Origin of the sequence: Bradyrhizobium lablabi, assembly GCF_018131005.1 — a bacterium.
Classification (GTDB): domain Bacteria; phylum Pseudomonadota; class Alphaproteobacteria; order Rhizobiales; family Xanthobacteraceae; genus Bradyrhizobium; species Bradyrhizobium lablabi_D.
Genome location: NZ_JAFCJK010000004.1, coordinates 569,613 through 591,600, shown reverse-complemented (window position 1 = coordinate 591,600; position 21,988 = coordinate 569,613). Strand labels below are relative to the sequence as shown.

General features: G+C 63.9%; 14 protein-coding genes. 7 read left to right on the top strand and 7 right to left on the bottom strand.

Annotated elements, in window-relative coordinates; translation table 11 throughout:
• Positions 1-233 precede the first annotated feature (233 nt).
• Both JQ553_RS15695 and JQ553_RS15690 read left to right on the top strand, forming a co-directional pair.
• A complete protein-coding gene (locus tag JQ553_RS15695) occupies positions 234-1,652 on the top strand; it encodes a TolC family outer membrane protein (protein ID WP_212500860.1) in 1,419 nt (472 codons plus the stop codon).
• Between the two features lie 145 nt (positions 1,653-1,797).
• Positions 1,798-2,766 (top strand): amidohydrolase family protein, encoded by a 969-nt coding sequence (locus tag JQ553_RS15690; RefSeq protein WP_212500859.1) that lies wholly within the window; start codon positions 1,798-1,800, stop codon positions 2,764-2,766.
• A 4-nt stretch (positions 2,767-2,770) separates the two neighbouring features.
• Here the strand turns inward: JQ553_RS15690 and JQ553_RS15685 are convergent, their stop codons facing one another.
• The 3 genes from JQ553_RS15685 to JQ553_RS15675 form a co-directional block, all read right to left on the bottom strand.
• Positions 2,771-5,896, bottom strand: coding sequence for an efflux RND transporter permease subunit (locus JQ553_RS15685; RefSeq protein ID WP_212500858.1), 3,126 nt, complete (start codon positions 5,894-5,896; stop codon positions 2,771-2,773).
• An 88-nt stretch (positions 5,897-5,984) separates the two neighbouring features.
• The gene (locus JQ553_RS15680) at positions 5,985-7,229 is read right to left on the bottom strand and encodes an efflux RND transporter periplasmic adaptor subunit (protein WP_212500857.1); all 1,245 of its coding nucleotides are present in this window, start codon (positions 7,227-7,229) and stop codon (positions 5,985-5,987) included.
• A 150-nt stretch (positions 7,230-7,379) separates the two neighbouring features.
• Positions 7,380-8,771, bottom strand: a complete 1,392-nt coding sequence (locus JQ553_RS15675) for a CoA transferase (protein ID WP_212500856.1) — start codon at positions 8,769-8,771, stop codon at positions 7,380-7,382.
• A 124-nt stretch (positions 8,772-8,895) separates the two neighbouring features.
• Between JQ553_RS15675 and JQ553_RS15670 the strand changes: the two genes are divergently transcribed.
• Both JQ553_RS15670 and JQ553_RS15665 read left to right on the top strand, forming a co-directional pair.
• A complete protein-coding gene (locus tag JQ553_RS15670) occupies positions 8,896-9,183 on the top strand; it encodes a hypothetical protein (protein WP_212500855.1) in 288 nt (95 codons plus the stop codon).
• Positions 9,184-9,899: 716 nt separating this feature from the next.
• Complete coding sequence (locus JQ553_RS15665; protein ID WP_212500854.1) at positions 9,900-10,370, top strand: L-2-amino-thiazoline-4-carboxylic acid hydrolase; 471 nt, start codon at positions 9,900-9,902, stop codon at positions 10,368-10,370.
• Between the two features lie 135 nt (positions 10,371-10,505).
• Here JQ553_RS15665 and JQ553_RS15660 read toward each other — a convergent pair whose 3' ends face one another.
• The 4 genes from JQ553_RS15660 to JQ553_RS15645 form a co-directional block, all read right to left on the bottom strand.
• On the bottom strand, positions 10,506-11,039 hold the full coding sequence (locus JQ553_RS15660) for an REP-associated tyrosine transposase (protein ID WP_212500853.1): 534 nt from the start codon (positions 11,037-11,039) through the stop codon (positions 10,506-10,508).
• A gap of 71 nt (positions 11,040-11,110) precedes the next feature.
• Positions 11,111-14,569 (bottom strand): error-prone DNA polymerase, encoded by a 3,459-nt coding sequence (locus JQ553_RS15655; protein ID WP_212500852.1) that lies wholly within the window; start codon positions 14,567-14,569, stop codon positions 11,111-11,113.
• Positions 14,566-16,194, bottom strand: coding sequence for a DNA polymerase Y family protein (locus tag JQ553_RS15650; protein ID WP_212500851.1), 1,629 nt, complete (start codon positions 16,192-16,194; stop codon positions 14,566-14,568). The genes JQ553_RS15655 and JQ553_RS15650 overlap by 4 nt, the downstream gene beginning before the upstream one ends.
• Positions 16,085-16,879, bottom strand: coding sequence for an ImuA family protein (locus JQ553_RS15645; protein ID WP_212500850.1), 795 nt, complete (start codon positions 16,877-16,879; stop codon positions 16,085-16,087). Before JQ553_RS15645 ends, JQ553_RS15650 begins: the two co-directional genes overlap by 110 nt.
• A 170-nt stretch (positions 16,880-17,049) precedes the next feature.
• Between JQ553_RS15645 and JQ553_RS15640 the strand changes: the two genes are divergently transcribed.
• The 3 genes from JQ553_RS15640 (at position 17,050) to JQ553_RS15630 (ending at position 21,812) form a co-directional block, all read left to right on the top strand.
• Positions 17,050-18,285, top strand: coding sequence for a putative DNA modification/repair radical SAM protein (locus JQ553_RS15640; RefSeq protein WP_212500849.1), 1,236 nt, complete (start codon positions 17,050-17,052; stop codon positions 18,283-18,285).
• 27 nt (positions 18,286-18,312) lie between these two features.
• On the top strand, positions 18,313-19,746 hold the full coding sequence (locus JQ553_RS15635; protein ID WP_212500848.1) for a UdgX family uracil-DNA binding protein: 1,434 nt from the start codon (positions 18,313-18,315) through the stop codon (positions 19,744-19,746).
• Between the two features lie 437 nt (positions 19,747-20,183).
• On the top strand, positions 20,184-21,812 hold the full coding sequence (locus tag JQ553_RS15630) for an inorganic phosphate transporter (RefSeq protein ID WP_212500847.1): 1,629 nt from the start codon (positions 20,184-20,186) through the stop codon (positions 21,810-21,812).
• Positions 21,813-21,988: the final 176 nt, after the last annotated feature.

The window sequence follows — 21,988 nt, the reverse complement described above, 5'->3', positions numbered from 1 at the left end:
GCGATGGACCGGCAGGTGTGGATAACCGGCGCTGGAATCGGCGGCCGGTGACCTGAATTTATACTTCAAGCGGCGTTCATGATCGCCTGTGACGAACCGGCAACAGACAAGAACTGAAATAATGTGCAGATGTCGCGCGGCGGTTTGCTTGTGGCGGCACGGCCCCCTAAACAGGTAGATGTGTCGAAGGCGTCGGCGGGGGTGGACTGCCGGAGTTTGGTCTGCGGGATCACATGGTTGAGCGTGCCGCGAGGGTAGGCAACGTTGGAAGGCGCGTGCTTTTGTCGGGCATCTGCCTTGTCGCGGTGGCATGTGTGCCTCTGGCCGCGTTCGAGGTCCGCGCGGAGAACCTTCCGGACGCGCTGGCCAAGGCCTATCAGACCAATCCGCAGCTCAATGCCGAACGGGCACGTCAGCGCGCGACCGACGAGAATGTGCCGCAGGCGCTGGCAGGCTACCGGCCGCAGGTCGCCGCGAGTCTCTCGGCCGGCCTGCAGGCGGTCCGCGACCAATTGCCCGGCAATGTCATCCAAACCGCGACCTTGAAGCCCTGGCAGATCGGCCTGACGGTGACACAGACCCTGTTTAACGGCTTCAAGACCGCCAACAGCGTGCGTGTGGCCGAGTTGCAGGTGCAATCCGGCCGCGAGGCGTTGCGTAATGTTGGCCAAAGCGTGTTGCTCGATGCGGTCACCGCTTACATGAACGTACTGGCCAACCAGACGCTGGTGGAGGCACAGCGTGCCAATGTCGCCTTCCTGAAGGAAACCCAGGCGATCACGCAACGTCGCCTCAATGCCGGCGACGTCACCCCGACCGACACCGCGCAGGCCGAGGCCCGGCTCAATCGCGGCCTCGCGGATCTCAATGCCGCGGAGGTCAACCTCGCGATCAGCCAGGCCAGTTATGCGCAGGTGATCGGCAATCCGCCATCGCAGCTCCGCGCCCCCGAGACCGTTGACCGGCTGCTGCCGCGCAGCCGCGAGGATGCGATCGCATTCGCATTCCGCGAGCATCCGGCCGTGATGGCCGCAGGCTTCGATGTCGACGTCGCCTCGACCTCGATCCGCGTCGCCGAAAGCAGCCTGATGCCGAGCGTGTCGGTGCAGGGCAGCGTCAGTCGCAACCGCGACTCCGACCCGACGCTGAGCACGTTCGCGACCGATCAAGCCTCGGTGATCGGCCAGGTCACGCAACCGATCTATGACGGCGGGAGCGCAGCGTCGCAGACCAGGCAGGCCAAGGAGGTCGCGGCGCAAAGCCGCCTCGTGCTCGATCAGGTCCGCAACCAGGCCAAGACCGCGGCGGTCAGCGCGTGGGTCGCCAATGAGGGCGCCAAGATCGCGGTCGCGGCCTCCGAGTCCGAGGTCCGTGCGGCAACCGTGGCGCTGCAGGGAGTGCAGAAGGAAGCCTCCGGCGGCCAGCGCACTACGGTCGACGTGCTGAACTCGCAGCAGGACTTGATCCTCGCCAAGGCGCGGCTGATCGGTGCGCAGCGCGACCGGGTGGTCGCCTCCTACACGCTGCTCAGCGCCATCGGACGCCTTGACGTCAAGACGCTCAACCTGAATACGCCGGACTACCTGCCCGAGGTCCATTACCAGCAGGTGCGCGATGCCTGGCACGGGCTGCGGACGCCGTCCGGACGATAGGCACCGACGACGAACCGGATCCGCCGCGAACGGCTGGCCCTTCCCGCCCGCGCCGTCCCCCGATAACCTCCCGCCCGCCGGCGACGAACAACGCCGGAGGCGCCGACAAGGCGCATAAATAACAGCACATGCAGGGAGACGTTCAATGCTGACGCGACGCAGTATGATGCTTGCCTCCATCGCCGCGGGAGTAACCATGAACAGCAACACCACATTCGCAAAGGCCGCGCAGCCCTCGACGGCGGTCAATTTCGACGTGCCGGCCGGCGCGTGCGACTGTCACACCCATATCCATGGCGATCCCCAGAAATTCCCGTTCTTCGCCGGCCGCGTCTACACGCCGGAACTGGCCTCGCCGGAGGAGATGTCCGCTCTCCACAAGGCGCTCCATATCGAGCGCGTGGTGATCGTGACGCCGAGCGTCTACGGTCCGGACAATTCCTCGACACTGTACGGCATGACGGCCCGCGGCGCGACGGCGCGCGGGGTGGCGGTGATCGATGACAAGACCAGCGAAAGCGACCTCGACACGATGCACAAGGCCGGTTTCCGCGGCATCCGCCTTAACCTCGCGACCGGCGGCATCAACGATCCCAACGTCGGCCGGCAACGCTTCTCGGCTGCGGTCGAGCGGATGAAGGCACGCGGCTGGCATGTCCAGCTCTTCACCAGCCTCCCGATGATCTCCGCGATCAAGGAGCTTGTCGCAGCCTCCCCGATCCCCGTCGTGTTCGACCATTTCGGCGGCGCCGAGGCGGCGCTCGGCGTCGATCAGCCGGGGTTTGCGGATCTGCTCGCGCTGGTGAAATCCGGCAAGGCCTATGTCAAGATCTCCGGCGCCTACCGCGCCTCCAAGCTCGCCCCCGACTATCCCGACGCCGCGCCGCTTGCCAGGGCGCTGATCGCGGCGAACGCCGAGCGCATCGTCTGGGGCACCGACTGGCCGCATCCGGATTCGGTGACGCCACCCGGCAAGAAGGCCAGCGACGTGACGCCGTTGTTCCAGATCGACGACGGCCGCCTCCTCAACCAGCTTGCCGTCTGGGCGCCGGATGCCGCGGTCCGCAAGGTGATCCTGGTCGACAACCCCGCACGGCTCTATGGCTTCAGCTAATTGACTAGCGCTCGCGCGGCCGGCGCGAGAAATAGGAGATCAGCACCGGCAGCGTGATCAGGATCACCAGCGGCGCCAGCATCATGCCGGTGACGACAACGATGGCGAGCGGCTTCTGCACCTGCGAGCCGATGCCTTCCGATATCGCCGCCGGCAGCAATCCGACGCCGGCGACGACGCAGGTCATCAGCACCGGACGAAGCTGCAGTTCGCCGGTGCGGATCACCGCCCGCATCCGTTCATAACCCTCGTCGATCAGCTGGTTGAACTGCGACAGGATGATGATGCCGTCCATCACCGCGATGCCGAACAGCGCGATGAAGCCGATCGCCGCCGATACGCTGAAGGGAATGCCCGAGATCAGAAGCCCAAGCACGCCGCCGAAGATCGCCATGGGGATCACGCTCATGGCGAGCAGCGTGTCGACCATCGAACCGAAATTGAGGAACAGCAGCACCGCGATCAGCGCGAGGCTGATCGGCACCACGATCGACAACCGCTTGATCGCGTCCTGCAGGTTGCCGAATTCGCCGACCCACTCGACGCGCGAGCCGGGCGGCAGCGGCACCTGCTCCGCGACCTTCTGCTGTGCCTCCTGGATCGCGCTGCCGAGATCGCGCTCGCGCACCGAGAACTTGATCGGCAGATAGCGCTCCTGCTGCTCGCGGTAGATATAGGCTGCACCCGAGATCAGCTTGATCGAGGCAACCTCGCTCAAGGGAATCTGCGTGATGCCGTTGGCGCCGGCGACCCCGATCCGCAGGTTGTGGATTGCTTCGGCACTCTTGCGGTACTCGGGCGCGAGGCGAACGATGATGGGGAAATGCCGGTCGCTGCCGGGCTCATAGAGGTCGCCGGCGCTGTCGCCGCCGACCGCGACCTTGATGGTGGCGTTGATGTCGCCTGGCGACAGGCCGTAACGCGCCGCCCGCGCACGGTCGATGTCGATCTGGATGGTCGGCTGGCCGAGCGAGGTGAACACCGCGAGGTCGGTTACGCCTTGCACCGATGACAGCACGGACTTGATCTTGTTGGCCGTATCCGTCAGCGCCTGCAGGTCGCTGCCGTAGAGCTTGATCGAATTCTCGCCCTTGACGCCCGATACCGCCTCCGAGACGTTGTCTTGCAGATATTGGGAGAAGTTGAATTCAACGCCGGGGAACTTGTCCTGCAATTGTGCCAGCAATTGCGCAGTCAGCTCGTCCTTGTCATGGGTACCGGGCCATTCGCTGGCCGGCTTCAGCGGCGCAAAAAACTCGGCATTGAACAGCCCGGCGGCGTCGGTGCCGTCATCGGGACGGCCCTGCTGCGACACCACCGACACCACTTCGGGTCGGCTTCGGATGATCCGCCGCATCTCGTTGACATAGGCATTGCCTTCCTGCAGCGAGATCGTCGGCGGCAGCGTTGCGCGGATCCAGAGATTACCCTCTTCCAGCTTGGGCAGGAATTCGAGGCCGAGAAAACGCACGGAGATCACGGTCATGACCACGAGGCCGGCGGCACCGGCCATCACAAGCTTGCGGTTCGCCATCCCCCAGCTCAGAATCGGCAGGTAGACCTTGTAGAGTTGTTTCACGATCCAGGTCTCGGTCTCCTGGATATGGGCCGGCAGGATGATCGCGCTCAACGCAGGCGTGACCGTGAATGTCGCGAGCAGGCCGCCGGCGAGCGCATAGGCATAGGTGCGCGCCATCGGCCCGAAGATGTTGCCCTCGACGCCGCTCAGCGTGAACAGCGGCAGGAACGCGGCGATGATGATCGCGGCGGCAAAGAAGATCGAGCGCGAGACGTCGGCCGCCGCGGACAGGATCGCGTGGCTCTTGATCCCCATCATCGTGTCCTCGGAGATGTGGCTCTGCTCCGCCTCGGACAGCGCCGTGGTCTCCGACAGCCGTCGGAAGATCGCCTCCACCATGATCACGGTGGCATCGACGATCAGGCCGAAGTCGATCGCGCCGACCGACAGCAGGTTGGCGGATTCGCCGCGCAGCACCAGGATGATCACGGCGAAGAACAGCGCGAAGGGAATGGTCGCGCCGACGATCAGCGCGCTGCGGAGGTCGCCGAGGAAGATCCACTGCAGCAGCACGATCAGGAGGATGCCGACCACCATGTTGTGCAGCACGGTGTGGGTGGTGAGGTCGATCAGGTCCTTGCGGTCGTAGATACGCTCGATCTTGACCCCCGGCGGCAGGATCGAGGAGTTGTTGATCGAGTTCACGAGTTGCTCGACCCGCGCGATGGTTGGCGAGCTCTGCTCGCCGCGGCGCATCAGCACGATGCCTTGCACGATGTCGTCGTCGTCGTCGATACCGGCAATGCCGAGCCGCGGCTTCTCGCCGACGGTGACGGTGGCGATGTCCTTGACCAGCACCGGATTGCCACCGGACTGCGACACCATGGTGTTGTTGAGGTCCTCGATCGAACGGATCAGACCGACACCGCGCACCACGGCGGACTGCGCGCCGATATTCACGGTGTTGCCGCCCACATTGATGTTGGCGTTGGAAACCGCCTGCAGCACCTGGGGCAGCGTCAGTCCGTTGGCCACCAGCTTGTTGAAGTCGACCTGCAGCTCGTAGGTCTTTGTCTTGCCGCCCCAGCCGGTGACGTCGATCACGCCGGGCACCGCGCGGAAGCGCCGCTGCAGCACCCAGTCCTGCAGCGTCTTGAGGTCGAGCACGCTGTAGTTCGGCGGACCCTTGAGGCGGTAGCGGAAGATTTCGCCGATCGGGCTGAGCGGCGAGATGCCCGGCTGCACGTTGCCCGGCAGCGGCGCGAGCTGCGACAGGCGGTTCAACACCTGCTGCAGCGCCTCGTCGTAGGTGTAGTCGAAGGAGAACTGCAGCTTCACGTCGGACAGACCGTACAGCGAAATGGTGCGGATGGTCCGGAGGTTCTTGATGCCGGCGACCTGGGTCTCGATCGGGATCGTGATGTAGCGCTCGATCTCCTCCGCCGAGAGGCCAGGGCTTTGCGTCACGATGTCGACCATCGGCGGCGTCGGGTCGGGATAGGCCTCGATGTTGAGATGCCTGAAAGCGATCATGCCGCCGATGATGACGGCGACGAACATGGCCACCATCAAATAGCGCCGATTGACGGCAAAGGCGACGAGACGATCCATTTCAGATCGGAGCTTTCAGGCTGACGGGGCTTGTTTGATCGAGCATGATCTCTTCGGAAAACCGCTTTCCACTTTTCCGGATCATGCTCTAGGTGCCGGATGCAGCGCGGTCGATGAAGAGGCTTCCCTTTGTCACGATCTGCTCGCCCGGCTTCAGATTGCCGACGACCTCGACGAGATCGCCATTGGTAAGGCCGGGCTTGATCACGCGCAGCTCGATCGTCTTGTCGTCGCGGGCGACCCAGACGCGAACTTGGTCGCCTTCGTAGATCAGCGCCTGCTTCGGCACGCCGACCGCCGCGTGATCGCTCGGCGAATACAGCGTGACATTTGTGAACATCTCCGGCTTCAGCCGATAATCCTTGTTGTCGATGGTGGCGCGGACCTGGAGGCGGCGCGTGGCGGGATCGATCGCGGCGGCGACATAGTTGATCCGCGCGGGCAGCACCTTGCCGGGCAGCGCCATCACGCTGAAGCTGACCTCCTGCCCGACCGCGACATTGGCTGCATCGGACTCGCGGACATAGGCGATCAGCCAGACGGTCGAGAGATCGCCGATGACATAGACCGGATCGCTGGCGCCGGTCGAGACATACTGGCCGGGCCCGGCCTTGCGTTGGACCACGGTGCCACCGATCGGCGCGAACACCGTCGTTTCCGGATTGAGGCGCCCCTTCTGTCGGAGCGTCGCGACGTCGTCATCGCCGAAGCCGAGGATGCGCAACTTGTTCTGCGCGGCTTCCAGCAGCGTCTGCGCAGAGCGCGCGTCGTTCTGCGCCTGGATCAGTGTTGCGGATGCCTGCTGATAGTCCTTTAGCGGGATCGCCTTGCCTTCGGAAAGGTCCTTGGCGCGCTTCTCCTGGATTTGCGCAAGCTCGAGCGCCGACTGCGCCTTGTTCAGGCCGGTCATCGCCGCAATGTAATCGTTTTGCGCCTGCACGGTGTCGGCGGCCTCGATCACGAACAGCGCCTGCCCCTTCTCCACCTTGTCGCCCGGCCGCACCAGGAGGCGCGTGACGCGGCCGGTATAGGGCGAAAACACCGGCGTCGCCCGATCCTCATCGATGCCGATCTTGCCTTCGGTAACCAGTTCGGCGCGGAAGGCACGCTCGGTCACCGGCTGAAGGCTCAGGCTGGCCCATTCGGCCGCCGTCGGGGTGTAGCGCGATAATCCTTTGCGCGACTGGCTGGACACCTCCGAATGGGTCTGCTTGGCCGCACTCAGATGCGTGAAGCCGTAGACGCCGGCACCGGCCAGCGCCAGCAATGCGATGCCTACCGCGAATTTCCTGCGGGTAAGGCTCTGCATTCGTTTGGTAAACTCTTTGAACATACGGTCCGGGGTCTATCCGTGGCGGTTTCCGGAGGGACTGCCCCAGCGGTGCGCTAATAGTGCTGAATTGGCGTCTCAAACAACCAAAAAATCGCTATTCGGCTGGCCCTTAGGTTAAAGTTTGGCGAGCCTGAACAGCGGCTGAACGTCTTATCCGGGCCATTGCGGGGGATGGGTTCCGAGCGGCATCGCCGGCCTTGCCCAGAAGGCCGGGGTCTTTGACAGCACGGCCGCGTGCCTGACCGCGCGCAGCCGGCCAAAGCCCGACGGGACCTCCTCGATGACAGGCATCAGCGCATCCGCCTTCAGATCCTCGGTGCTCAACCCATCGACCATTCGGCCGAGATTCCACAGCCAGCGCCCGGTCTGCGCGAGCGAGACGCGGACATGCCAACTGCCGCCCTCGCGCGCCTGCCGCAGCTTCGCCATCATGGCGCCGAACGCCATCAAGTAGCCGGTGGCATGGTCGAGCATCTGCGCGGGCAATTCCTTCGGACCGTCGACGCCGGCCGCCTGCCCTTCGGCATGATTGAAGCCGGTCGCAGTCTGCACAAGGGAGTCGAAGCCGCGGCGCTCCGCCCACGGACCGGCATGACCATAGGCCGAGAGCGTCACGTAGACGATCCCCGGACTAATACGGGCCGCCTCCTCCGGCGAGAAACCGAGACCCGCGATCGCGCGCGGCCGATAGCCCTGGGAAAAGATGTCAGCCTGAGCCAACAGACCGCGCAACACGCTCTGGCCCTGCTCGCTCTTGAGCTCGATCAAGCTGGTCCGCTTGCCGCGACCGGTGTCGATGGTGAGCCAGGGGATCGCGGGGAGATCGGGGCCTGAGATCAGGAGCACGTCGGCGCCGTGGACTGCGAGCGTGCGGCCCGCAACGGGACCGGCGATCACGCGCGACAGGTCGAGCACGCGCAATCCCGCGAGTGGCCGGTCTCCGGCGGGCCAGGGTCTCGGCGGGGCCTCGCCGATCTTGTCGATCGAGATCAGCGGCAACTTCGCCAGCTCCTTGGCATGCGGCGTCGCCGACCATTCATCATACGAGCGCATCAGCGCCACGACTCCGCCGCTCGCATAGGCTGCTGTCTCGAACGCCTCGCCGTCCCATTGCATCAACGCGGCCTGCACGTCGTCGCGCTCCGCCCTGCAGTTGAGGACTGCGCAGACGGCGTCGCGATGATGCGGGAAGTTGGTGTGCAGGCGAACGAAACGTCGATCGCGAGTCCGATACACGCCTGCGATCTTGTCCCAGGCGGGGGGCGGCGGCTTGTCGTCGACCCGCAAATAGCGTTCGCTCCGGCACTCGATGACGGCGTGGCGCATGCCGACCGCGACCTCTTGCGGCTCGCCGCTGCGCACCCGCCAGATTTCCGCCGCGGCGAGGCCGGACGCGGCGATCGAGGCTTGCGCCGCTACGGCGACGCGAAACGACGATGGCAGTTGCGGCTCCGCGCCAGTCAGCGCCACGGCATCAAGCGCGGACGGCGCGCCGCCAACCGAGGTCCAGATATCAGCAAGGATTTCACTGACGCCCTGCATGCACGTTCCTCTCCCGGTCGTTTTTATTCTGCCCGAGCATGATGACGGAAAAGCGATGCCCGGTATTTCCAATCATGTCATGCTTGGTGTCCGAAAGCTCTGCCTGAGCGGAACAGGAGTTGCAATGGCTGCCATCGATCCCCTCACCGCGGGAGCCGTTCTTGCGGCCACCGCCGCAACGGACGCGGTCTATGTCATGTTCACCGCGGCCGTAGTCGCACGCAAGCGCGTGCCGGCGGCGACCTGGAGCAGTATCTGGTACCTGCTCTCGTCCTTTGCCGTGATCAGCTACACCGAAAACTGGTTGTACGTCGCCTTCGCCGCCATCGGCTCGTGGGTCGGCGCCTATGCAACGATCACGTTCCTGCATCGGCCGCCCGGTGGGCCCCCGGTGGGCGCTGCGCCGGAGTAGTTTTGTTTTTTTAGGCGTCATTGCGAGCCACCGGGCCGCGCGAATGCGCGCCCGATGGCTCGCAATGACGCGGATGGAGTTCATTTCAAACAGCGTGAGGATGTGCGGTGGTGTTCTCGCGACATGTTTTGCCCGAGGTTTGCATCGTCGTTGGCCCTCGCTGAGAACAGAGGGCGCAGGGAAAGCCGGGTGCCGATCGCACCCATGGGCCCGGTGCAACAAAAAGCACCGGGGGTAGGACCACAGGTGTAACCGGAAACAACCCGGCTTTCCCTGCGCGATGGTTTACGGCTTATCTCGTGCTCTTCCCGGTGAGACCAGCTTGTTGTCACCGTCATCAGCGAGCAGTGTGTGCTGCTCGCGAACTTAACACCTGCATCGGGGCGTCAGAACCACACGACTTCGCCGTCCGCCCCGGCACGTTCGCCTCGTGTGCCGCAGCGTCCACCGCATCTCAACCCAACACTCGTGACGACCGCGAAGCGCCCCTCATCCGGGTGAGACGGGCGGATCATTACACCAATTTGCATTTCTGAAAAACAGAATTATTTTTGCGCGGAGGACTCGACAGGTTTTCGAGTGATTTGCCCGACAGGCAGTTCTTGCATGGCTGACGTCTTCCTCTTCGTCGCCCTTCCGGCCGCGCCGGGGCTGTTCTTGGGTGTCGCGATCGTGGACGCTATACTTGAAGACTATCGACACGAGGGAGAGCTCGGATGAGCGTTTCCGTGATTGAGCAAGCCAAGATCCAGGCGCAGGTGCTGGTTCCGCTGGTGAAGGCGCTGCAAGCCGAACTCGGCGAAGCGCGCGCCAACGCATTGGTGCGCAAGGCGCTCGGCGACGTCTACCGCGGCCACGGCGAGACATTCTGGCGGGCAAAGAACGAGACCAGCGTCGGAACGTCCGTGGCGTCGGCGTTCGCGACCTATGCCCGCGACGATGCGCTCGAATACAAGGTGATCGCGCAATCGCAGGATGCCTTTGAGTTCGACGTAACGCGATGCCGCTATGCCGAGTTCTACAAGGAACTGGGTGAACCCGAGCTCGGCTTCCTGCTGGTCTGCACCGCCGACTTCGCAACCGCCGACGGATTTGGCGGCGACATCAAGCTGACGCGCACGCAGACCATCATGCAGGGTGCCAGCCACTGCGATTTTCGGTACCGGAGAGAGAAGGGACCGGGCTGAGGGCGGTGCTCGGCATTGGCATTCACGTGGTTGGAGGGAGCGGCGGATTACGCCTTCGGCTAATCCGCCCTACGATTCTTGTGATTCCCGTGTAGGGTGGATTAGCCGAAGGCGTAATCCGCCATTATCCTGGGATCATTGTCGTTCGCCGAAATCACCGCTCATTGCGCTGTCGCCTCCCCAGTCTTCGGGGAACAAGCCCGCGCGCACGTCGCGGTGAAAGGAAGAGTGCGGCCACTCGCGTACTCGGGTGACGAGCCGATGCTTTAATGGGTTGACGTAGCAATACTCGACGTGACGCGCGTAATCGACCTCATCGCGGATCAGATGCTCCCAGAACCGACGCTGCCAGATTCCACGTTCGCCGCGAGCGACACGAGCGGCGCTGAGCGCCTCCCGTTTTGGAAGTGCTTTTGCAAAGCGGCTCTTGATCAGTCGCCAGCGCGTGGAAAAATCAGAATCGCCGGGCGGCAGAGTCCAGATCGCATGCAGATGATCCGGTAGAACAACAAATGCGTCGATCGCGAATGAATAGTTCTGGCGCGTCGTTGCGATCGCTTCGCGTAGGGCGGCGATGTGGTCCACGAGCAGGGTTTGCCGCCGGTTCAGCAAATTGACGGTAAAGAACCAGCAGCCGCCAGGGACGAATGCGCGACGGTAGTTGGGCATTGGGATTCACGTGGTTGGAAGGAGCGGCGGATTACGCTGCGCTAATCCGCCCTACGATTCTTGGGATTTCCTCAATGAAAGTCGCGTGAGGGCGGCAGGATGCGGACGTCGCGGGGGTGGCGGATTTTCTGGGCTGGCGTATCGACGTGGTCGCGGCGGTCGTCGTTGAGCGGCTCGATCAGCGCCGGGGCAACCGGCAGCGGATGCTTGCGGGCGAGAGACTCGTTGGCGAGGCCGATCAGGTCGTGGGAGCGGTCGATCATGCGCTGCGCGACCAGATGCGTGACACCTTCCGGGCTGCTCTGGATATAACCCTCGACCAGGATCAGCCGCGCGCCCATCACTTCTTTCCGGTATTGCTCCATCACCTTCGGCCACACCACGATGTTGGCGATGCCGGTCTCGTCCTCCAGCGTCATGAACACGACGCCCTTTGCGCTGCCCGGGCGCTGGCGCACCAGCACCACGCCGGCGCAGCGCACGCGGCGGCGATCGTTGCCTTGGTTGATCTTGTGGCAGGCAACAACGCGCTCTTTGGTGAACGTCTCGCGCAGGAATTCCATCGGATGGCCCTTCAGCGACAGGCGGATGGTCTGGTAGTCGGCGACCACCTGTTCGGGGCGCGGCATCAGCGGCAACGGCTTTGCATTTTCATCCGGCTGCTCGCGCGCGATGGCCGCCTCGAACAGCGGCAGCGGCACGTCGTCGGGCAGCCGCCGCACCGCCCACAACGCCTCGCGGCGATCGAGCCCGAGCGAGCGGAACGCATCGGCATCGGCGAGCAGGATCAGCGCACGCTTGGGCAAGGCGGTGTCGCGCGCGAACTCCTCCAGCGAGGTGAAGGGCCTGCGGTTGCGCGCGGCGACGATGCGGTCGGCCCAGTCTTGTGATTCTGCAGCATCAAGTCGCGGCATCGCCAGTGCCACACCTCTCCCATGAGGAGAGGTGGACCGAGCTTGAGGTGCTGGCATGCGCCTTCGCACGGCTTGATCCGCCTTTAATCTCTCCTCATCCTCATCGAGCCAGTGAAAGCCGTCGATCTGGCGGAAGCCGAGCCGCACCGCGCAATAGTCCCCGTCCTTTTCCTCCAAAGTGTTCTGCGCGAAGCTGAAGGAGACGTCGACCTCGCGAACCGTGACGCCGTTCTTGCGGGCGTCGCCGACGATCTGCGCCGGCGCATAAAAGCCCATCGGCTGAGAGTTGAGCAGGCCGCAGCAGAACGCGTCGGGATGATGATGCTTCAGCCATGAGGAGATGTAGACAAGCTGCGCAAAACTCGCGGCATGGCTTTCCGGGAAGCCGTAACTGCCGAAGCCCTTGATCTGCTCGAAGCAGCTTTTGGCGAATTCCGGATCGTAGCCGCGATCGACCATGTTGCCGATCAGCTTGGTCTCGTATTGGCCGATGGTGCCGACATTGCGGAAGGTGGCCATCGAGCGGCGCAGGCCGTTGGCTTCCTCCGAGGTGAATTTTGCCGCCTCGATCGCGATCCGCATCGCCTGTTCCTGGAACAGCGGCACGCCGAGCGTCTTGTGCAGCACACGATATAATTCATCCGCGGGGCCGTGATCGGGTGATGGTGATGGATAAGTTACCTGCTCCTGCTTGTTTCGACGCCGCAGATAGGGATGCACCATATCGCCCTGGATCGGCCCGGGGCGCACGATCGCGACCTCGATGACGAGATCGTAAAATTCCCGCGGTTTCAGCCGCGGCAGCATGTTCATCTGCGCGCGGCTCTCGACCTGGAACACGCCGAGCGATTCACCGCGGCACAGCATGTCGTAAACTTCTAGGTCGTCCTGCGGGACGGTGGCAAGCTCCCAGCGCTTACCCTTGTGGCCGTCGATCAGGTCGAAGCATTTGCGGATGCAGGTCAGCATGCCCAGCGCCAGCACGTCGACCTTCATCATGTTGAGCGCATCGACGTCGTCCTTGTCCCATTCGATGAAGGTGCGGTCGTCCATCGCCGCATTGCCGATCGGCACATAGGTGTCGAGCCGGTCCTGGGTCAGCACATAGCCGCCGACATGCTGCGACAAATGGCGGGGAAACTCGATCAGCTCGGTGGCGAGTTCGACCGCGAGCGTGATCATTGCATTCTTCGGGTCGAGCCCGGCCTGCCGCACCTGCATGTCGTTGAGGCCCTTGCCCCAGCTTCCCCACACGGTGTCGGCGAGCGCAGCCGTGACATCCTCCGTCAGCCCCAGCGCCTTGCCGACATCGCGGATCGCGCTGCGCGGGCGGTAGTGGATGACGGTCGCGATGATGGCGGCACGGTGGCGGCCGTAACGGCGGTAGACATATTGCATCACCTCCTCGCGGCGTGAATGCTCGAAATCGACGTCGATATCGGGCGGCTCCAGCCGCTCCTTGGAGATGAAGCGCTCGAACAGCAGATCGACCTTGGTCGGATCGACCGAGGTGATGCCGAGCACATAGCAGACGGCCGAATTCGCCGCCGATCCCCGCCCCTGGCACAGGATGTTCTGGCTGCGAGCGAAATGGACGATGTCGTGCACGGTGAGGAAGTAATGCGCGTATTTCAGCTCGGCGATCAGCGCGAGCTCCTTCTTCAGGGTGGCGCGGAGTTTTGCGTCGATCCTGCCGCCGAAATATTTGTCGACCCCGGCCCAGGTCAGGTCCTCCAGATGCTGCTGCGCGGTCTTGCCCGGCGGCACCGGCTCATCGGGATACTGGTATTTCAATTGATCCAGCGAGAAGGAAATCCGGCCGGCGAAGCGCATGGTTTCCGCGATCGCCGCAGGGAGATCGCGGAACAGCCGCGCCATTTCGTGGGCGGGCTTGAGGTGACGCTCGGCATTGGCCTCGAGTTTCCGGCCGATCGCCTCGATCGTGGTTTTCTCGCGGATGCAAGTCAGCACGTCCTGCAGCGGGCGGCGCGCTGGATGATGATAGAGCACCTCATTGGTGGCGAGCAGCGGCACGCCGGCCTTGGCGGCAAGCGCGTGGAGCCGCGCGAGGCGGCGCCTGTCATCGCCGCGATAGAGCAGGCTTGCGGCGAGCCAGACGCCATCAGCGCGGCTTGCCTGCAGTCTTGCGAGCAGGTCGAGCGCTTTCACCGCGTCGAAGCGATGCGGCAGCGTCAGCACCAGAAGCTGGCCCTCCGCGAAGTCGAGCAGATCTGAAAGCCTCAGATGGCATTCGCCCTTCTCGATCCGCACAATGTCGTCGCCGCGCTTGCCGCGGGTGAGCAACTGGCACAGCCGGCCGTAGGCGGCGCGATCGCGCGGATAGACCAGAATGTCGGGCGTGCCGTCGATGAAGACGATGCGGGCTCCGATCAGGAGTTTTGGCTTGTGCTTGACCTTGTCGTTTTCGAGTTCCTTGTAGGCGCGCACCACACCGGCCAGCGTGTTGTGATCGGCGATCCCGATCACCGGGATTTTGAGGCCGCTCGCCTCATGCACATAGGCGCGCGGATCGGAACCGCCGCGCAGGAACGAGAAATTGCTGGTGATGCCGATCTCGGCATAGTCAGGCGCTGGACGAACTCCCGATGCGCTCATGCGAACAGTCCGTGCACATACCAATTGGCTGATACTGGCTCGCCCGCCTCGTCTCTCAGCTCGTTTTCATAGAGGCCATCGCGAAAAATCCAGAAGCGCTGGCCCTCGGCGTCCTCGACGCGGAAGTAGTCGCGCGTCAGCGATTTGCCGTCCTGCTTCCACCATTCCATGGCGATGCGCTCGGGGCCTTCGACCCGCACCACGGCATGCAAAGCGCGCCGCCAGGTGAACTGATGCGGTGCACCGTCGGGCACGGTTGCGAACGGCACCTTGATCGGCTCCGGCCGGTCGAACAGCCGCAAAGGGCGCAGCGGCGGCTCGCCCGCGACACGCTCCGGCCAGGAAGCCTGCGCCGCCGCGGCTAGATGATGCTGCGCCGGAACTGCGAGCGCTGATCGTTCGGGGATGTGGCTCTCCAGCGGCAAATGCACGACGACGCGCTTTCCACCGATGCGGGCGGCGATGCGATCGATCAGCGCGGACAATTCGTCATTGTCGTGCACGGTGGCATCGAGATCGCGCTGCTGCTGCACCACGATCTCGGTGCGGCCGGCGGCGAGGCGGATGAGATCGAAGCCGAAGCCGGGATCGAGCGGATCGTTCAGGCTGTCGAGCCGCTCGCGGAACAGGCGGTCGATCATTTCCGGCTTCGTCACTGGACGTCCGGTGTCGACGGCGATGCTGCGCACCGCACCGTCAGTGCGGAAGAAGCTTGCTTCAAGCTGCCGCGCGCCCTTGCCCTGCCTGTCCATCGTCGCAACCAGCATCCGGGCCAGATGCTGCAGCGTCATCGCGATCACGGTGTCGGTTGAAACCGGTTCGGGGAAACGCTTCTCCACGATGTAATCGGGCAGCGGCTTGCGCGGGCTGATCGGCGCATCGCCCTGCCCCAGCGCATGCGAGAGCAGCGTCGTGAAATCAGCGCCGAACCGCGCCGTGATCTCGTGATGCGCGCGTGCGGCGACATCGCCGATGGTTTTCAAGCCCGCGCGGCGCAGGCCGCTGGTGATCGCGGCATCGGCGCCGAGAGCAGCGACCGGCAGCGGACCGATCGCATGCGCCTCCTCGCCATCGGCGACGATCTTCCCCGAGGCGTGGCGTGTCAGCGTGCGCGCTGCGATCGAAGTGCCGGCGATCGCGGCGCTGACGGCAAAACCGCGGCGGCTCAACGCGTTCGTCACGATTTGCAGCAGCGCCCGTTCGCCGCCGAACAGATGCGCGCAGCCGGTGATGTCGAGGAACAGGCCGTAAGGCGGATCGAGCGCCACCAGCGGCGTGAAGCGGTCGCACCAATCGGCGATGTCGTTCAGCGTCTTGATGTCGGCGGCGGGATCGGCGTCGTAGACCACGAGCTCCGGACAGATGGCGCGGGCATTGGCGAGCGGCAGGCCGATCGACAGCCCGGCGCCGACGGCGGCCTCGTCGATGGCGTGAAGCAGGATGGCGTTGTGCTGTTTTGCGACGACGACGCTGGGGATTTCCTGCGCCGCCATCGTTTGCGCCGCTTTTTCATTCCTACCCGGCGAGACGGCGCTCTGCGCCACCCTGCGCTGGGTGCGGTCGATGGGCAGGCGCGGCAGCCACAGGCTGAGGATACGCCGACGGTTCAGAGAAAAGGCACTCATCAGATTTCCATTCCATGATCCATCGCCCGACCGGGCCATGACGATTGCGCACGAGTTCGGCGTCGAACCGCGGCGCGCCCCAGCCGCCTGCGGCCGGGCCCGGCGGCGAATGCGCCGCGCGCACGATCCAGCGCGTCTCGGCGGTCGAGGGGATCGGCGTCGCCGCGATCCGCAGCAGCAATGCGGTGACGCCGGAGGCTTGCGCGGCCAGGGTCAATTTGCGGCTGGCGACGAGATCGAGCTGACGCACATTGCCCCAGACCTCGAGCACCACCGCGCCCAGCGCATCGCAGGCGAGCGCATCCGCCGTCGTGCGCAACGCGGCCTCGACATCGGCAGCGCGCACCGTGACGAGCAAGCGCGGATCGAGGCCAAGCTCGGCAAGCCCGTTCATCGACAGCGCACCGGATTCGAGATCGGAAAAATCCTGCCGCACCCAGACCAGCGGCCGGCGCGGCGACAGAAGCCCGGCGAGCCCGGCGATGAAGCCGGTCGCCGCGCCGCCCTGATGTCCGCCGGCAAACACCTCATGCAGGGCTGCCGCCGCAAGCCCGCCGCGCAGCATCGCATCCGCACTCGCATGTCCAAGCGCGACGCGGTTCGGCATGTTCGCTTCGGATGGCGCCTCGATGCGCGCGATGCTGCCGCGCAAGGACGCAAGCGTATTCGTGCGTGCGCCGTTCATATGCGCCGCTCCTTCCAAGAGAGATTTGAAGCCGTCACTGGTGCTGAACAGAGAACCAGATACTGGCTCATTTGTTCATGATATGTTCTAATATAAAGCTAACCGGGCCGGAGGAGTCAATCGGATTGACGATTTTTCCGATTCATCAGCAGAATCAAGGAGATTCAGGGATGGACGTGCAACGCAAGCTGGCGATCCTGGCGGACGCCGCGAAATACGACGCCTCCTGCGCCTCCTCGGGCACCGAGCAGCGGGATTCCCGCGACGGCAAGGGCCTCGGCTCGACCGCCCCCGGCATGGGCATCTGCCATTCCTACGCGCCGGACGGCCGCTGCATCTCGCTGTTGAAGGTGCTGCTGACCAATGCCTGCAATTACGATTGCCTCTATTGCGTCAACCGCGCCTCCTCGAACGTGCCGCGCGCCCGTTTCACCATCGACGAGGTGGTGAAGCTGACACTCGATTTCTACCGACGCAATTACATCGAAGGCCTCTTTCTCTCCTCCGGCATTATCCGCAGCGCGGATTACACCATGGAGCAGGTGGTTTCAGTCGCCCGCAAGCTGCGCGAGGAGCATCACTTCCGCGGCTACATCCATCTCAAGACCATTCCGGAGGCCGACGACGCGCTGATCGCGGAGGCCGGCAAATATGCCGACCGCCTCTCCATCAACATCGAGATGCCCGAGGAGAACAGCCTCGCCAGACTGGCGCCGGAGAAGGACGCGCGCGCGATCCGCCGCACCATGGGCCGGTTGCGGCTGAAGCTGGACGAGGCGCAAGAGAAGGCAGCAACGAAGACAAAGCCTCCACGCTTCGCGCCGGCGGGCCAGAGCACACAAATGATCGTCGGCGCCGATAGTGCCAACGACAGGACGATCCTTGCCACCAGCGCCAATCTCTATGGCGCATACAGGCTCAAGCGCGTCTACTACTCCGCCTTCAGCCCGATCCCCGACGCGAGCCGCGCCCTGCCGCTGATTGCGCCACCGCTCGTCCGCGAGCACCGGCTCTACCAGGCCGACTGGCTGATGCGGTTCTACGGTTTCGACGTCGGCGAGATCGTCGAGGGACATGGGAGCGGCATGCTGCCGCTCGACATCGACCCGAAGCTCGCCTGGGCGCTGCGCCACCGCGACCGCTTCCCGCTCGATGTGAACCGGGCGAGCCGCGAGGAGCTCTTGCGCGTGCCTGGCTTCGGTCGCAAGGCGATCGAGCGCATCATCGCAACCCGCCGTGTCAGTTCGATCCGCATCGCGGATCTGACGCGGCTGCATATCCCCAGGAACAAGGCGCTGCCGTTTATCGTTCTCAGTGATCATCGCCCATCGGCGCGCCTGCTCGACGAGGCTGGATTGGTGGAACGCTTCAAGCCGAAGGCGACGCAGCTCGGGTTCGGGTTCTGATTACACTAACCTCTCATGCACACCAACATGCACACCATCACCCTCGACAGCGAGACTGATTTCGATGGCTGGCGCAAAGCGGCGCGGCGGCTCGCACAGAACGAGGTGAAGCCCGCTGACGTGACGTGGACGGTGCGTGGCGGAGAGCCGGAATTATTCGCGGCGGAGGACAATTTGCCTGAAGCGGCCGAGGGCACCTTCAACGTGTCAGCCAAATTCGTCGAGCTGGCAAAGGCCGCGATCCTGCACCGCAATCCCGAGCGCTTCGCCCTGCTCTATCGCCTGTTGTGGCGGCTGCGCAGCCATCACGGGCTGCTCAATGCCGCAACCGATCCCGACGTCGCCGCGGTCAGCGCGATGGCCCGTGCGGTGCATCGCGACGAGCACAAGATGCATGCCTTCGTCCGCTTCCGCGAAGTCGGCCGCGAGCAGAAGAGCTACTTCGTGGCCTGGTTCGAGCCGGAGCATCATATCGTCGAGCTCGCGGCTCCCTTCTTCGCCAGTCGCTTTGCCGACATGCCGTGGTCGATTCTCACCCCGGATGTTTGCGCGCATTGGGATGGCCACGAAATTACGATCACGCCTGGAGTTGCAAAATCCGAAGCGCCGGGCGAGGACCGGCTCGAGGAGACCTGGCGGCGCTATTACGCCTCGATCTTCAATCCGGCCCGGCTGAAGGTGAAAGCGATGCAGACCGAGATGCCGCGAAAATACTGGAGGAACCTGCCTGAGGCCTCGATGATTAAACCGCTGATCGAGAGCGCGGAGCGCTCCACCAGCGCCATGATCGCAAACGAGGCGACCGAACCGCACAAGCCGCAGAAGCGCCAGGATACGCCGATGGCCCCTAAGCAAGCGCACGACACCATCGCCGCCTTACGCGAACAAGCCGCCGATTGCCGCGCCTGCCCGCTGTGGAAGAACGCGACCCAGACCGTGTTCGGCGAAGGTCCGCAAACGGCATCCATCATGATGGTCGGCGAACAGCCCGGCGACAAGGAAGACATCGCGGGCCACCCCTTCGTCGGGCCCGCCGGGCAGATGCTTGATCGCGCGCTGGAAGAGGCCGGCATCGACCGCCGCAAGGTCTATGTCACCAACGCGGTAAAGCATTTCAAATTCGTGCCGCGAGGCAAGGTCCGGCTGCACCAGAAGCCGAGCACGCCTGAGATCCGCGCCTGCCGTCCCTGGTATGAGCGCGAACTCGCCGCCATCGAGCCGGAACTCGTGGTGGCGCTGGGCGCCACCGCCGCGCAAAGCGTGCTCGGAAAGGTCACACCGATCAACCGGAACCGCGGCCGCCTGATCGATCACGACGGAACCAAGGTGCTCGTCACCGTGCATCCGTCCTATCTGCTGCGACTTCCGGATGCAGACGCCAAGGCACGCGAATACCGCCACTTCGTGGACGATCTGAAGATCGCCGCTGCGTTGCTTGGTCAATCGGCAAACGCCGCCTGAGTTCCCCGCGAACCCCACATTGGCGTGAAGCGGTTGAATGCGTTGAGAAATGCCTACAACCCTTAATTGACGTGTGATACAGTCGCATTCTTCATAGCTATTGGGCGTCATGTTCACGCCATGACGTACCTGAGGTCAGCGCGCTGCGCGGTTCGCTAGCCCCGGCCGCGCAGCGTGCGACCTCCACGTCGTTGCTTCCCGACAACAGCAATGACAATTCCCCGCGACGCGAGATGCTGCATCACGGACAGCACATCTGCCGTGGCGCCGCTGCTGCGGGAACGACACTAGAAAGATTCCAATCGGAGCCATCACGAGGCATCACGCAGCGCGCTGTCATTTCCTGGTTGCCGCAAGCCGGGCGGCATTACCTTGTCATCTAACCTTCAAGTCCCTCGGTCAAATTAACCCTCTCATTGCAGACGAGGGGCGTCAGAATGACCGATATTGCAGTCAATTCATCGATATCCGACGGAGTGCCGATACAGCCAGCGTCGCGGCCCAATCTCGACAAGGGCTTCAATCCCCTCACGATGATCATGTTCTTCGGCGTCCTTGCCGCCGGATTGCTGTATGTCGCCTACAGCATCTATTCGGACATCGACGCGACCGGCACCAAGGTCACGACTTTGGTGCCCTACATTCTGCTGTTTGTCGCGCTGCTGATCGCGCTCGGCTTCGAGTTCGTGAACGGCTTCCACGACACCGCGAACGCGGTCGCGACCGTGATCTACACCCACTCGCTGCCGGCGGAAGCGGCCGTGATGTGGTCCGGCCTGTTCAACTTCCTCGGCGTATTGACTTCGAGCGGCGCGGTGGCGTTCGGCATCGTCTCGCTCCTGCCGGTGGAATTGATCCTGCAGGTCGGCTCCAGCGCCGGCTTCGCAATGGTGTTCGCGCTCTTGATTGCCGCGATCATCTGGAATCTGGGCACCTGGTATTTCGGCTTGCCGGCCTCCTCCTCGCATACGCTGATCGGCTCGATCATCGGCGTCGGCGTCGCCAATGCGCTGATGCGCGGCCGCGACGGCACCTCGGGGGTGGACTGGAGCAAGGCCACCGAGATCGGCTACGCACTGTTGCTGTCGCCGCTGGTCGGCTTCGTCTGCGCCGCGCTACTGCTGTTGCTGCTCAAGACCGTCATCAAGAACCCTGCGCTTTACGCCGCGCCGGAAGGCCACAAGCCGCCGCCGCTCTGGATCCGCGGCCTGTTGGTGCTGACCTGCACCGGCGTCAGCTTCGCGCACGGCTCGAACGACGGCCAGAAGGGCATGGGCCTCATCATGCTGATCCTGATCGGCACCGTGCCGACGGCCTACGCACTCAACCGCTCGCTGCCGGAATCCCAGGTGGCGCAATTCCAGAAGACCTCGGAGGCGGCCTCCAGGGTCATCGCGGCCAAGGGCGCCGGCCACAGCATCATCGGCGATCCCCGACCAGCGGTGACGCAGTACATTTCGTTGCACCAAATCACCGAAGGCACCTTTCCGTCACTATCGGTGCTGGTGAGGGACATCGCCGATCAGGTGCAGAGGTACGGTTCGCTCAACAAGGTACCGGCGGAAGCCGTCGGCAACACCCGCAACGACATGTACCTGGCCTCGGAAGCGATCCGCTTCCTGATGAAGGACAAGGAGAGCGACCTCAGCAAGGAAGACATCGCTATCCTCACCGCCTACAAGGCCTCGCTCGACAGCGCGACCAAATTCATCCCGACCTGGGTGAAGGTCGCGGTCGCGATCGCCCTCGGCCTTGGCACCATGGTCGGCTGGAAGCGCATCGTCATCACTGTCGGCGAGAAGATCGGCAAGACTCACCTGACCTACGCGCAGGGTGCGTCCGCAGAACTCGTCGCTGCCGGCACGATTTTCGCCGCCGACACGTTCGGCCTGCCCGTGTCGACCACTCACGTGCTGTCGTCCGGCGTCGCCGGCGCGATGGCTGCCAACGGCTCCGGCTTGCAGGTTGCCACAATCAGAAACTTGGTGATGGCCTGGGTCCTGACGCTTCCCGCAGCGATCCTGATCTCGGGCTCGCTCTATGTGATCTTCGCGCGGCTGTTCTGATCAGGAAGGCGCAGCGGCCCAAATTGAAAGGCCCGCGCCGTAGTGCGGGCCTTTTGCTTCGAATGATGGTGTCCGTCATTGCGAGAAGCTCGCGACAAAATTTGCGCTGAAGCGACGAAGCAATCCATCGAGCAGTATGCGCGGAAGGATGGATTGCTTCGCTTCGCTCGCAATGA

What these genes read in the sequence shown, in the direction of transcription:
- JQ553_RS15695 (WP_212500860.1), top strand. Translation starts at nt 234, where the DNA reads ATGGTTGAGCGTGCCGCGAGGGTAGGCAACGTTGGAAGGCGCGTGCTT.
- JQ553_RS15690 (WP_212500859.1), top strand. Translation starts at nt 1,798, where the DNA reads ATGCTGACGCGACGCAGTATGATGCTTGCCTCCATCGCCGCGGGAGTA.
- JQ553_RS15685 (WP_212500858.1), bottom strand. Translation starts at nt 5,896, where the DNA reads ATGGATCGTCTCGTCGCCTTTGCCGTCAATCGGCGCTATTTGATGGTG.
- JQ553_RS15680 (WP_212500857.1), bottom strand. Translation starts at nt 7,229, where the DNA reads ATGTTCAAAGAGTTTACCAAACGAATGCAGAGCCTTACCCGCAGGAAA.
- JQ553_RS15675 (WP_212500856.1), bottom strand. Translation starts at nt 8,771, where the DNA reads ATGCAGGGCGTCAGTGAAATCCTTGCTGATATCTGGACCTCGGTTGGC.
- JQ553_RS15670 (WP_212500855.1), top strand. Translation starts at nt 8,896, where the DNA reads ATGGCTGCCATCGATCCCCTCACCGCGGGAGCCGTTCTTGCGGCCACC.
- JQ553_RS15665 (WP_212500854.1), top strand. Translation starts at nt 9,900, where the DNA reads ATGAGCGTTTCCGTGATTGAGCAAGCCAAGATCCAGGCGCAGGTGCTG.
- JQ553_RS15660 (WP_212500853.1), bottom strand. Translation starts at nt 11,039, where the DNA reads ATGCCCAACTACCGTCGCGCATTCGTCCCTGGCGGCTGCTGGTTCTTT.
- JQ553_RS15655 (WP_212500852.1), bottom strand. Translation starts at nt 14,569, where the DNA reads ATGAGCGCATCGGGAGTTCGTCCAGCGCCTGACTATGCCGAGATCGGC.
- JQ553_RS15650 (WP_212500851.1), bottom strand. Translation starts at nt 16,194, where the DNA reads ATGAGTGCCTTTTCTCTGAACCGTCGGCGTATCCTCAGCCTGTGGCTG.
- JQ553_RS15645 (WP_212500850.1), bottom strand. Translation starts at nt 16,879, where the DNA reads ATGAACGGCGCACGCACGAATACGCTTGCGTCCTTGCGCGGCAGCATC.
- JQ553_RS15640 (WP_212500849.1), top strand. Translation starts at nt 17,050, where the DNA reads ATGGACGTGCAACGCAAGCTGGCGATCCTGGCGGACGCCGCGAAATAC.
- JQ553_RS15635 (WP_212500848.1), top strand. Translation starts at nt 18,313, where the DNA reads ATGCACACCATCACCCTCGACAGCGAGACTGATTTCGATGGCTGGCGC.
- JQ553_RS15630 (WP_212500847.1), top strand. Translation starts at nt 20,184, where the DNA reads ATGACCGATATTGCAGTCAATTCATCGATATCCGACGGAGTGCCGATA.